Source organism: Periweissella fabaria (assembly GCF_918814575.1).
In the GTDB taxonomy this organism is placed as follows: domain Bacteria; phylum Bacillota; class Bacilli; order Lactobacillales; family Lactobacillaceae; genus Periweissella; species Periweissella fabaria.
The window spans coordinates 539,827-552,090 of sequence record NZ_CAKKNS010000001.1; the positions used below are offsets into that span (position 1 = coordinate 539,827).

At 39.5% G+C, this 12,264-nt stretch carries 10 protein-coding genes; 1 reads left to right on the forward strand and 9 read right to left on the reverse strand.

Going from position 1 to position 12,264, the window contains the following annotated elements; translation table 11 throughout:
* Positions 1–159 precede the first annotated feature (159 nt).
* The 7 genes from LQZ75_RS02690 to LQZ75_RS02720 form a co-directional block, all read right to left on the reverse strand.
* Positions 160–1,149 carry a GMP reductase gene (locus LQZ75_RS02690; protein ID WP_230096306.1) on the reverse strand — a complete coding sequence of 330 codons (990 nt, stop codon included), beginning with the start codon at positions 1,147–1,149 and terminating at the stop codon, positions 160–162.
* A 313-nt stretch (positions 1,150–1,462) separates the two neighbouring features.
* The gene (gene aspS, locus LQZ75_RS02695) at positions 1,463–3,268 is read right to left on the reverse strand and encodes an aspartate--tRNA ligase (protein WP_230096307.1); all 1,806 of its coding nucleotides are present in this window, start codon (positions 3,266–3,268) and stop codon (positions 1,463–1,465) included.
* 10 nt (positions 3,269–3,278) lie between these two features.
* Positions 3,279–4,607 (reverse strand): histidine--tRNA ligase, encoded by a 1,329-nt coding sequence (gene hisS, locus LQZ75_RS02700; RefSeq protein ID WP_230096308.1) that lies wholly within the window; start codon positions 4,605–4,607, stop codon positions 3,279–3,281.
* Positions 4,608–4,892: 285 nt separating this feature from the next.
* Positions 4,893–6,737 carry a translation elongation factor 4 gene (lepA, locus tag LQZ75_RS02705; protein ID WP_230096309.1) on the reverse strand — a complete coding sequence of 615 codons (1,845 nt, stop codon included), beginning with the start codon at positions 6,735–6,737 and terminating at the stop codon, positions 4,893–4,895.
* 144 nt (positions 6,738–6,881) lie between these two features.
* Positions 6,882–8,042, reverse strand: a complete 1,161-nt coding sequence (locus LQZ75_RS02710) for an ABC-2 family transporter permease (RefSeq protein WP_230096310.1) — start codon at positions 8,040–8,042, stop codon at positions 6,882–6,884.
* Positions 8,043–8,050: 8 nt separating this feature from the next.
* Positions 8,051–8,941, reverse strand: coding sequence for an ATP-binding cassette domain-containing protein (locus tag LQZ75_RS02715; RefSeq protein WP_230096311.1), 891 nt, complete (start codon positions 8,939–8,941; stop codon positions 8,051–8,053).
* Positions 8,925–9,311, reverse strand: coding sequence for a GntR family transcriptional regulator (locus tag LQZ75_RS02720; protein WP_230096312.1), 387 nt, complete (start codon positions 9,309–9,311; stop codon positions 8,925–8,927). Before LQZ75_RS02720 ends, LQZ75_RS02715 begins: the two co-directional genes overlap by 17 nt.
* A 209-nt stretch (positions 9,312–9,520) precedes the next feature.
* On the opposite strand from LQZ75_RS02720, the gene LQZ75_RS02725 reads away from it, so the two are divergent.
* Positions 9,521–9,949 (forward strand): OsmC family protein, encoded by a 429-nt coding sequence (locus tag LQZ75_RS02725; protein ID WP_230096313.1) that lies wholly within the window; start codon positions 9,521–9,523, stop codon positions 9,947–9,949.
* A gap of 100 nt (positions 9,950–10,049) precedes the next feature.
* Here LQZ75_RS02725 and LQZ75_RS02730 read toward each other — a convergent pair whose 3' ends face one another.
* Both LQZ75_RS02730 and LQZ75_RS02735 read right to left on the reverse strand, forming a co-directional pair.
* Entirely contained in the window at positions 10,050–11,456 is a 1,407-nt protein-coding gene (locus tag LQZ75_RS02730) for an NAD-dependent succinate-semialdehyde dehydrogenase (protein WP_230096314.1), read from the reverse strand.
* Between the two features lie 473 nt (positions 11,457–11,929).
* Positions 11,930–12,202, reverse strand: coding sequence for a CsbD family protein (locus LQZ75_RS02735; RefSeq protein ID WP_230096315.1), 273 nt, complete (start codon positions 12,200–12,202; stop codon positions 11,930–11,932).
* Positions 12,203–12,264: the final 62 nt, after the last annotated feature.

Genomic DNA, 12,264 nt, shown 5'->3' on the forward strand with positions numbered 1-12,264 from the left:
TATGCATGATTTTGTTGTAGTATTATACTACATTTTAATATCTTAAATTATACGCCTTAACTAAATTATACACATTTCTAAAAACAATTAGCATACAAAAAGTCCTGCTACCCATGACTTAATTCATGAGTGGCAGGACCTTTTTTAATTAATTTAAGCTTAGTAAGTATCACCGTTAACAATTGAGTTTTTCACAATTACATAGTCAACTTGATGTAAGTCTTTAAGTACCCGACCACCAGCATATGAAATCGCTGATTGTAAATCTTCATGCATTTCTTGAAGTGTACTATTGATTGAACCACGATATGGCACCAATAATTTCTTACCTTCAACGTGACTGTAAGTGCCCTTTTGGAATTGTGAAGCAGACCCAAAGTAAGTCTTGAAAACTTCACCATTAATCTCAAGTTTATCCCCTGGCGTTTCATCATGACCGGCAAATAATGAACCGATCATAACCATATCAGCACCAAAACGAATTGACTTAGCAATATCACCATTATAGCGGATACCACCGTCAGTTACGATTGGCTTACGCGCAGCTTTAGCACATAAGCGTAAAGCCGCTAATTGCCAACCACCTGTCCCAAAGCCAGTCTTTAGCTTAGTAATACATGCTTTACCAGGGCCAACGCCGACTTTAGTTGCATCCGCACCGGCATCTTCTAGATCACGAACACCTTCGGGAGTAGCGACATTACCGGCAATTAAAAATGTTTCTGGTAAACGGGATTTAATAAATTTAATCATGTCCATCACAGTTTCTGAATGACCATGAGCAATATCAATTGTAATATATTCTGGCACAACACCATCATTAGCAAAGCGTTCGATTAACGCATGCTCGTCGTCTTTTACACCGATACTAATTGAAGCAAATAAACCTGCTGCATGCATTTTAACGACAAAATCATAGCGGGTCTCTGGTTCAAACCGGTGCATAACATAGAAAAAACCATTTTCAGCAAGTTGCTTTGCGAGGGGTTCGTCAATAACGGTTTGCATATTGGCTGGTACAACGGGAAGTTTAAAAGTTTTAGGACCAAACTTAACTGACGTATCAGCTTGGGAACGACTTGTAATCACACATTTGCGTGGAACAAGTTGTACATCTTCGTAATCAAAAACTGTTAATCCATTATTCATTATCTATCCTCAAACTTTTTTATTTAAATTATCAAAACACGAACTTTATACGATAACAAAGCCCCAAGAAAGTATTATACCGAACTTTAGATTAAAAACAAGCGAAATATTTATTTTAAGACGAAAAATATCACATTTACAAAATAATCGTTCGTGTTTTGATGATATAAACATTTTAAAATCCGAACATTGTAGTAAACACCCCCCTCTCAAACGGTGCTTAGCAGCCAATAAAAAAAGGCCTGAATTTTTAACAATTCAGGCCTTTTTCTAGTTTTATCATGTATTTACAGAGCGATTAGCACACTCAAAATTATTCTTCAGCCATGTTAGGTTGATCATTTTCAGCATACACTGGTGCTTTCAAACCTAAATCAATTTCAATTTGTTGTTTTGAAACTGGTTGGGGTGCTTCAGTCATTGGTTCAGAAGCCTTACTATTTTTAGGGAAGGCAATCACTTCACGAATGTTGTCTTGACCAGCAAGAATCATTGCTAAACGGTCAAGTCCAAGGGCGATTCCACCAAGTGGTGGGAACCCAAATTCCATGGCATCAAGCAAGAAACCAAACGCTTCATGCGCTGATTCTGCTGTAAACCCAAGTGCTTTGAGCATTTTTTCTTGAATGTCCATTGTGTGAATACGAATTGAGCCAGAACCAAGTTCGTAACCATTCAACACTAAGTCATAGCTTTGGGCATGGGCTTGGTGCGGATCTTCACCTTCGTTAAAGAAGTGTAAATCTTCTTCATTAGGCATTGTGAATGGGTGGTGAGCCGCAATCCAACGGTCATCTTCTTCTTGATGTTCAAAGAGTGGCCAGTTAACAATCCAAGCAAAGCCCCATTTTGATTCATCAATCAAGCCAAGTGTTTTGGCCGTATCACGACGTAAGTAATCAAGACTACCTGCGACAACATCAGCTTTAGCAGCGACAAAGAGTAGTAAGTCACCCACTTTAGCATCCATTGCGGCTGTGATTTCAGCAAATTGCGTGTTCAAGAACTTCGCCACTGGGCCGTTGAAACCCTCTTCCGTAACTTTAACCCACGCAAGCCCCTTAGCACCGAAGCGTTCGATGTATTGGGTGTACTTGTCTAAATCTTTACGAGAGTAGTGATCAGCTCCGCCAGGCACGGTAATCCCTTTCACGACACCACCATTAGCAACGGTGTTTGCAAAGACCCCAAATTCTGATTTAGCAGCGATTTCATTCAAACTAACTAATTCGTAGGCAATTCGTAAATCAGGCTTATCTGTTCCGAAACGTTCCATCGCTTCAGCCCATTCAAGAACTGGGAAGGCAGCTGGATCAACGGTTACCCCCGCTGCGTCTTGCATAATCCGCGCAACCCAACGACCAACTAATTCACGAATTTCATCTTGGTCCATAAATGACATTTCCACATCAAGTTGGGTAAATTCTGGTTGACGGTCACCACGTAAATCTTCATCACGAAAGGCCCGCGCAACTTGGTAGTAACGATCAAAACCAGCCCCCATCAACAATTGCTTAAACAATTGGGGTGATTGTGGTAAGGCATAGAAACTACCTGGGTAAACCCGTGAAGGTACTAAGTAATCACGCGCTCCTTCAGGTGTTGATTTAGCAAGGTATGGTGTTTCAATATCAATAAAGCCTTCACCATCAAGGAAATCATGCGTTGCCTTGGTAATCTTTGACCGCATCAAAATATTACGTTGCATTACTGGCCGGCGTAAATCCAAGTAACGGTATTTTAACCGTAATTCATCAGAAACACTGATTTCATCTTCAATATCAAATGGGGCTGTTTTGGCTTCTGCCAAGATCTTAGCACCGTGGACTTCAACTTCAACTTTACCAGTTTTCATATCAGCATTGATGGTCTTAGCATCCCGCGCTTTAACAGTTCCTTGAATTTCAATGACGTATTCTGAACGCATTTGATCAGCAACTGCCAAGGCATCCGCACTAAATTCTTCAGAAAATACTAATTGGACAATTCCTTCACGGTCACGTAAAGAAATAAAAATTAAAGCGCCCAAATCACGCCGTTTTTGTACCCATCCTTTTAATACAACTTCTTGGCCGACAAATGATTCATCAACCAATCCCGCATATGTTGTCCGTTTCATAACTAATCTCCTACTCTGCGTCATCGGCTAAGTTAGCCAATGCATCTTCTTCATTTTCAATTAAAAATGGTAATTCTGTGTAAATTTTAGCCAATGGTACTTTAACTTGTTCACCAGTTTCCATGTTTTTCAAGTTAACTTCTTGGTTAGCTAATTCATCTGGACCGATTGTTACTACGTATAAGGCATTTAACCGGTCAGCAGCTTTAAATTGCGCCTTTGGTTTGCGGTCTAAGTAATCTCGTTCAGCGGTGTAACCGTATGAACGGATCCCTTGGACTAACTTCAAGGCTTCGACATCAGTTTCTTCACCAATATTTGCCACATAAAAATCAAGTGGTTCAACTTCAGGCAATGGTGTTTGTTCGCTTTCAAGCAAGAGCATCAAACGTTCTAAACCAATCCCAAAACCAATTCCTGATGTTTCAGGGCCACCAAGTTCTTCAACCAAGCCATTGTAACGACCACCACCAGAGATAGTTGTCCAACCGTGACCAAGTGCTTTTGAATTAGTCATGATTTCAAAAATTGTGTGGTTGTAGTAATCCAAACCACGCACCATTGATGCATCAATTTCATAATCCAAACCAAGTGCATCAAGCATTGTTTTTAACTTATCCCAGTGCGTTTGTGCTGCGGGTGTTAAGTAATCTAAGATTGATGGTGCGTTTGCAACAAATGCTTGGTCTTTGGCATCTTTTGAATCTAACACACGTAATGGATTTTTGTGCAAGCGTTCTTGTGAATCAGCACTTAATTCCGCTGCGTGTGGTTCTAAGTAATCAATCAATGCTTGGCGGTAAGCAGCCCGTGATTCAGCATCCCCCAATGTATTAACCGCTACTTTTAAGCTTGTTAAGCCTAATGATTGGAAGAAATCAATTGCCATAGCAATCACTTCAGCATCTAAAGCTGGTGAGTCAGCCCCAAAAGCTTCGACCCCGATTTGGTGGAATTGACGCATCCGGCCAGCTTGAGGACGTTCATAACGAAACATTGGTCCGATGTAAAATACCTTGTAAGGTTTTACTTGTTCGGGAGCAAATAATTTGTTTTCAACAAAGGCCCGGACAACCCCAGCGGTTCCTTCTGGACGTAATGCAATGTGTCGGTCACCTTTATCATGGAAATCGTACATTTCTTTAGTCACAACATCGGAAGTATCACCGGCTGAACGTGAGAAAACTTCAAAGTTTTCAAACAATGGTGTCCGAATTTCGTTGTATTGGTAGTTGTTAAATAATAACCGCGCGGTTTCTTCAACATAGTGCCATTTAAGACTGTCACCAGGCAAAAGATCTGCGGTTCCTTTTGGTTTTTGGAATGATTGTTTAGCCATTGCTTTACCTTTCTATATGAGCGACTGGACAAAAAAACACCCTCACTAGCAAAATTGCCAGTAAGGGCGCTAAAAAGCACGGTACCACCTTAGTTTATTACTTACCTCGTAACGCGAGGACACGCAGCCTAAGCTGGACTTCAAAAGTGTCTTTCAAGTAATCGTTAGCTTGGTTCACAGCAACCACCAATTTTCTGCACCTAACTTTTACCGTACTTTTCTTTATCTTCAGTCATCAGTTATTAAACATAAATATAACTTGTTTGAACATTTATTGCAAGTAGATTAATGACCCTTTTTAAAATCCTCGTCATCATCGGTCTTAAGCACCGCCATAAAGGCTTCTTGTGGTACTTCAACTGTTCCGACAGACTTCATCCGAGCCTTACCACGCTTTTGCTTATCAAGCAACTTCGCCCGACGATCGGGATCCCCAGTGTGAATCTTTGAGGTAACGTCTTTCCGGTAAGCCTTAATATTAGTCCGGGCAATAATTTTAGCACCAATCGCTGCTTGGACTGGAATTTCAAAGTTTTGCCGAGGGATAATATTCTTTAATTTACCAGTAATAATCCGGCCCCGTTCTGCCGCAAAGTCCCGGTGAACAATGAAGCTAAGCGCATCAATTTTTTGAGCATTTAGCAAGATATCAATCGTTACCAAGTCACTTTGACGGTAGCCGGCTGGTTCATAATCCAATGAAGCATAACCACGTGTACCTGATTTTAACTTATCAAAGAAATCAAAAATAATTTCTGACAATGGCATGTAGTACTTAACATTGACCCGGGCAGCATCAATATAATCCATGGTGTCAAATTCACCCCGTTTACGTTGGGCAAGTTCCATAACTGTACCAACATAATCATTAGGCACCATAATACTTGCATGAACATATGGTTCCTCAATGAAGCGAATAGCTGATACTTCTGGCATTTCGGCAGGGTTTGAAACCTCAACTTGTTCACCATCAGTCTTAGTAACATGGTACGTTACCGATGGCGCAGTCGTAATCAAGTCTAAATCAAACTCCCGTTCCAACCGTTCTTGAATAACATCCATGTGTAGCAAGCCCAAGAAACCAGTTCGGAAACCAAAGCCCAACGCTTGTGATGTTTCCGGCTCAAATTCTAACGCCGCATCATTAAGTTGTAACTTTTCCAAAGCTTCACGTAAATCAGTAAACTTAGCATTATCCGTTGGGTATAACCCAGAGTACACCATTGGCGTCATTTGACGGTACCCTTCCAATGGTTCACTAGCTGGATTATTAGCTAACGTAATTGTATCCCCAGATTGCGTGCTCTTAATATCTTTGATTGCGGCTGTGATGTAACCAACATCCCCGGCACCTAAGAAATCACGAGCGACTGCTTTAGGTGAGTTAACCCCTACTTCAGTCACTTCATATTCAGCACCAGAGTGCATCATCTTAATCTTATCCCCAACTTTAACGACCCCTTCACGCACCCGGACTGTCAAGACAACCCCACGGTATGGGTCATAGGCTGAATCAAAAATCAACGCTTTTAGTGGTGCATCAAGTTCACCATCAGGTGCGGGAACGGTTTTAACGATTTGTTCAAGTAATTCTTGAATCCCAATTCCTTGCTTAGCTGAAGCTAATACTGCTTCGGAAGCATCAATTCCGATAACATCTTCAATTTCTTCCCGGACCACTTCTGGTTGCGCCGCTGGTAAATCGATTTTGTTAATCAATGGGACAATTTCAAGATCATTATCCAACGCTAAATAAACATTTGATAATGTTTGTGCTTCAACCCCTTGGGCCGCATCAACAACTAAAACAGCGCCTTCACCGGCTGCTAAAGCCCGTGATACTTCATATTGGAAATCAACGTGTCCAGGTGTATCAATTAAGTGGAAAATATATGTTTCACCATCTTCAGAATCATAATGTAATTCAACTGAGTTCATCTTAATAGTAATTCCACGTTCACGTTCCAATTCCATCGAATCAAGCAATTGATCTTGCATTTCCCGAGCAGTAACTGTATGTGTTAATTCTAAAATTCGGTCCGCAATTGTTGATTTACCGTGATCGATATGGGCAACAATACTAAAGTTCCGAATATTTTTTTGGCGTTCTCGCATTTCTTCTAAGTTCATTATCGAGTCCGTCCTTTCTATCTTCCATCATTTATCTGGATTTAACGACCCTTATGCATACTGCAAAGCGGTTTAAATCTATCCTATTAATTCTACCAGTAATGGCAACAAAAAAGAACTAGCAAGCGCTAGTTCTTTTTTATTTTAATTAATTGACTTGAATGGGTGCCGGAGTGTTTGGGGCGTAAAAATGAAGTAATACATCGTAATGTTAATCACTAACCATAAGACAATTACAATAATATTGGCTTCAGTTGGTGTACCTGCATCTCTTGTAGTTGCGAAGAAAACATATCCGGTATAGATAACTGATATCCACCACAATGGCCACCGAAACTTACTAAACATCACAAAGCGGTCATTTCTTTCCAATGATAAATGACTAAAGACACGCATTGTTATTGCCGCAATGATTAGCGCAACAACGATTAATGCTACCCCAACTTGTGGTGATTGGATAAATTTATTAAATGTATGCATACCTTGGTACTTAACGCCTATGGTATGTGCGATTGCTTGTGATAACAATTGTAATGATAACAAGAATAATGTACTCAAAATCGCACTACCAAAACGCTTCCCAATAACAACACTTGATAAACAAACTATCATACTTGCAAATAAGCCCCAGCCAAAAGCATTAAATAATTGACCAAAATCAGCCACCTTACTACCAATGTTGTAGTACTCAGTTGGGATTGCAAAGTAGACACTTGCAAAATAAATTCCATAACCAAGGGCAATCGCCACAATTGGTAGCCCAACTAACAGTGTCATTTTAGCTAACATTACCTTTGAACGTTTAAAGCGGGTACTTGCTAGGAACAAATTGAAGTTTTGGGCGTTGTCTTCTGCCAATAAAGACATCAGCACGACAATACAAATGAGCCCGATTGGAATAATCATTTCAGCGACAAACCAACCGTTATCCCGCATGCCACCATTTTCAAGATAACTATAGCTTGGATGTGGCTGCAAGTGAGCGTATGGTGTGAAAAATTGTAGACCACGTTTAACAAATTGTGCTTCTGATAACGGGTGATTTGCTTCATTATCAGCCAAAATAAAATTCCGATTATCATTAATGCGTTCACGTTGGCGTTGTGTCTTATGCGCATAGCCATTTAATGCTTTTAAATCATTCGCATAGCCATCTTTGAAAGTTTGTGACTGCATAAAGCGGTTGGTACTGTGCCACTCATTAATTTGTGAACTTGTTTGGTAAATAAATATTCCCAAAATCAATACCATGCCCGTTACGAGAGTTTTATAATACCGGCGCCATAATAAATTATAAATATTCATAATAACTCCTATTTCTTAAGAATAAAATCAGCTTCGTCTACCAATTGCGAACGGAACATATCTTCCAACGAAAGTGGCAATTGTTCATAAAGTAACGGTGCTGAAATTGCAATTTTTTCATCAATTTCGTGCGTATAGTTTTCAAAAATCATCACGGAAACGCGACCACGTTCTTCAACAACCGTCCCATAACGCTTTAATTCTTCAGGTAGGCCGTCTTTGAAAACCAATTGGATTTTACGAGCATTTTCTCGCAAGTTTTCCAACGAATATTCACTACTGATGGTTGTATCTTTTAAAATAATCGCCCGATCAATTAGCGTATCTAATTCTGTGAGATTATGTGATGAAATAATTAGACTAATTTGGTTTAATTGCACCGCATTAATCAAAATACGCTTAACGTTTTCACGAATCAAAACATCTAGTCCATCAAAAGGTTCATCTAAAATGATAAATTGGGCTCGCGTCGCTAATGCCAGCAAGACATTAAAGAGTCCTTGCATCCCTTTCGAATAATTCTTAATACGTTGTTTAATAGGCAAGTTATGTTTAGCGACTGCTGCTAAAAACTCATCACGATTAAATTTAGAATACGTGATGGCATACATCTTAGCAATCTCAATCGGCGTGTAGTTAATGTAGAAATTATTCAATGGATCAACAAAGAATATATCTTGTTTTAAGTTCAACTCGTCCTCAATTGGTTGTTCATCAATTGATACTTGGCCGGCATCCGCTAAATATACGCCTGTCATTGTCTTAAATAAAGTTGTTTTACCAACCCCATTACGTCCAACAACCCCAACAATTTGGCCAGGAGCGATACTAAAATTAATATTTTCAAAGATGGTGTGATTATTAATCACTTTTTTTAGATTATTAACGGTTAATTCCATGTGTCCCTCCATACCATTCATTCATTAAATCAGTAATTTCTTGCCGTGATAAGCCGATATACATTCCTTCCGTCAGTAAATCGTTTAATTGGCGTTTGAATTGATTCATTTGTTGTCGATCAGGTCCTAAATCACTGGACTCTTGAGCAACAAAGGTTCCGCGTCCAAGGACTGTATCAATTACCCCTTGACCTTCTAAAGCTTTATAGGCCTTCGCAACGGTATTTGGATTAACAAGTTGCTGTTGGGCCATTTCACGCACTGATGGTAATTTATCACCAGGCCGCAAGATGCCTAACAAAATATCTTGTTTAATCCCAAACATTAACTGTTCGTAGAGTGGTCGTCCACCGGTTGGGTTGATATTCATGTTAGCCCTACCTTTCTTATTTTTATGTATATTACATGTACTACTATACATAGTACATCATCATTTGTAAACCATCTGCAATTAAAAAAATTAAATTATTTTAAATGATTATTACTAGTTAAGATTTAATCAATTTGTTATGCTTCGATTGTTTTTGTTAGCGCTTTCATCTAAAATTAAGGTACTTAATAGAAGTCGGAGGATTTTGTATGGATAAGCGATGGGAAAACCCCTTATATGTAACTACTGCCATCAATGATGAAGGTCTTGAAGGCCACGCCTACGTTCCAGATGGAATTAAAATCCAAGTAAGTAACCCTTTAAATGACCATCCGGGGACTAATCCGGAACAATTATTGGGGCTGTCTTTAGCCACTTGTCTCAAAGCTACTTTACAAGCGGTTGAAAACGAACATCATGTACCACAAAGTGCGCAAGTTCACGTCAATGTTGCCTTTGTTGGCCAACGAGCAGTTTTTGAATTTTTAGTGCATGTCCAGATCCGAATTCCCGCTGTTGATTTTGCAACTGCAACAGCGTTCGTCAAAGAAGCTGAAGGACGTTGCCCCGTCTCCAAATTACTCAGTGGTAATAGTACCTATACGATTGAAACGGTTACCGAATTTCATTCAATTTAAACCATAATCGTCGTTGCTAATCACATATCTAAAAAGCCTGACCGCATATTTTACATGCAGTCAGGCTTTTTTAGTTTTATATCAGCGGTATACGTTATTTTTAAACAAATCCACCACCGGCATTATTTAGATCAATTGGTTGTTGGCGTGTAACAATCAGTTCTTGGTTAACAAAGGTTTTAATCCCCTCTTCTCCAAGTTCTCGACCATAACCAGAGTTCTTAACACCACCAAAGATCAATTCGGGCAATGTTCCACCGTATGAGTTAACAAATACCGCCCCTGTTTCAATTTGGCTGGCCACTTCAGTACCGTGCTTAGCATCACCGCTAAAGACAATTCCGCTAAGACCATAGTGTGAATCATTTGCTAATTTAATGGCGGCTGCCTCATCAGCTACTTCATAGACTTGACCAACCGGACCAAAGAATTCTGTATCATACATTGGATTATCCGGAGTCACATTGGTTAAAATAATCGGATCAAAATGCGCCGTTTCTAAGTCCGTATCAACCGTCCCAAAAGCAAGCTTAGCACCACCATCAAGGGCTTTTTGAACTTGTTCAACTAGTAATTTTTTCGCTTTAACGGTGCTCAATGGGGCGAGCTTAGTTGCGGGGTCAAGTGGATCACCAACATGCACACCCGTAAATTTTTCAGTTAATAAAGCGAGTACTTTTTGATAGTTTTGCTTCGTTACAATAAAGCGTTTTGAAGATGTGCAGACTTGTCCAGCATTATATAAACGGGCTTGACCAATAATTTTATCAAGTTCTACAAAGTTTGCATCATCTAAAATGATAAACGCATCATTACCCCCAAGTTCAAGCGAACTCTTCTTCAAGTTAGCACCGGCTTCTTTGGCTAAAATACGACCACCCGCTTCTGAACCCGTAAAGGCTAATCCCTGGACCCGATCATCGGCTAAAATATCCGCAATTTGATCATGCGTTACAAAGAGGTTTTTGAAAGCGCCTTTTGGAGCACCAATCGCTTCAACAACCTTTTCAAAAGCATCAGCTGAACCTGGTGTATTAGCAGCGTGCTTTAAAATCACAGGATTACCGGCCATAAAGTTTGGGGCAAATACCCGAATGATTTGGTAGTATGGGAAATTCCATGGTTCAACAGCTAAGATTACTCCGAGTGGGCGGTTGATAATTTGTGCATCCCCCATCACAGATTCAACTTGCGCGGGTTGTAAAATCTGTTCGGCATTTTTAGCATAGTAACGGGCAATCATTGCCGTCAAGGCAACTTCACCTTTGGCTTCAACGATGCGTTTACCCATTTCTTTCGTTAATACTTCGGCAAGTTCTTGTTCGTGTGCTTCAAAGTAGTCCGCCAACTTATTTAGTAAGGCTTGGCGTGAATTAACAGCGTCATTACGCCATTGTTTATACAACGCATGCCCTTGGGCAATTGCGGTTTCAACTTCATCAGCGGTTGCATTGTCATAACTGTGCAATAGTTCGTTATTATAAGGATTAATTGATTTATAAGCCATTTAAAAACCTTCTTTCAAACATGCATGAATGTTACCTATCGACAATGCCATTATAACCCTTTTTGGTCTAATAACTATGCGAATATGCTTACGAAAAACAAGTAACAAACTAAGATTAGTCGTGCGATTTTCATTTCACACCTAGTAAAAAATGGGACCATGATTAATCTTTTGCACATCGTTAACCTGTTATTACATAAACAAAAGACCACGAAATATAATTTCACGGCCTTTTATTTATGGACAGATATTTTAGATGGAAAATCATGAAGATATGGAATAACTCCATGCACTTATAGTACTCCACTAGCAAGCAAATTACAACCTTCACAAACAAAAAAAGATAAAAAAGTTTTTAAATTAGCATTTAACATTGTTACTTAAGTTAAAACACTTAATTTTGCTCAATAAAAAACTTAATTTCTAACAAAAATAGAGTACCGGCCCAAGCTAGCCGGTACTCTATTTTTCAGTTATTTGTCGGTTTTGTCGTCGTGATCAGCTTTCTTTTCACGGAGGTCATCAACGGTATCATTAAATTTTTCAGCAACTGCTTCTGAAACGTCAGCAAGCTTTTCAGAGGCCTTATCTTTAGCATCCGCTAGGGCTTCTTTAGCTTTACCAAAGAGGCCTTCTGCTTTTCCTTCTGCTTCTAATTTTTGATTGTCCGTTAATTCGCCCGTTACTTCCTTAACCTTACCAGTAACTTGATCTTTTGTATTTGTTAATTTTTCTTCTAATGACATTTTAGTAGTCCCCCTTTAAATTGTGCTTCCATTATATCGGGGGACTTGTTAAAGAAACAAAT

Excerpts from the sequence above, each read along its gene's own strand:
- LQZ75_RS02690 (WP_230096306.1), bottom strand. The coding sequence starts at position 1,149 with ATGAATAATGGATTAACAGTTTTTGATTACGAAGATGTACAACTTGTT.
- aspS (WP_230096307.1), bottom strand. The coding sequence starts at position 3,268 with ATGAAACGGACAACATATGCGGGATTGGTTGATGAATCATTTGTCGGC.
- hisS (WP_230096308.1), bottom strand. The coding sequence starts at position 4,607 with ATGGCTAAACAATCATTCCAAAAACCAAAAGGAACCGCAGATCTTTTG.
- lepA (WP_230096309.1), bottom strand. The coding sequence starts at position 6,737 with ATGAACTTAGAAGAAATGCGAGAACGCCAAAAAAATATTCGGAACTTT.
- LQZ75_RS02710 (WP_230096310.1), bottom strand. The coding sequence starts at position 8,042 with ATGAATATTTATAATTTATTATGGCGCCGGTATTATAAAACTCTCGTA.
- LQZ75_RS02715 (WP_230096311.1), bottom strand. The coding sequence starts at position 8,941 with ATGGAATTAACCGTTAATAATCTAAAAAAAGTGATTAATAATCACACC.
- LQZ75_RS02720 (WP_230096312.1), bottom strand. The coding sequence starts at position 9,311 with ATGAATATCAACCCAACCGGTGGACGACCACTCTACGAACAGTTAATG.
- LQZ75_RS02725 (WP_230096313.1), top strand. The coding sequence starts at position 9,521 with ATGGATAAGCGATGGGAAAACCCCTTATATGTAACTACTGCCATCAAT.
- LQZ75_RS02730 (WP_230096314.1), bottom strand. The coding sequence starts at position 11,456 with ATGGCTTATAAATCAATTAATCCTTATAATAACGAACTATTGCACAGT.
- LQZ75_RS02735 (WP_230096315.1), bottom strand. The coding sequence starts at position 12,202 with ATGTCATTAGAAGAAAAATTAACAAATACAAAAGATCAAGTTACTGGT.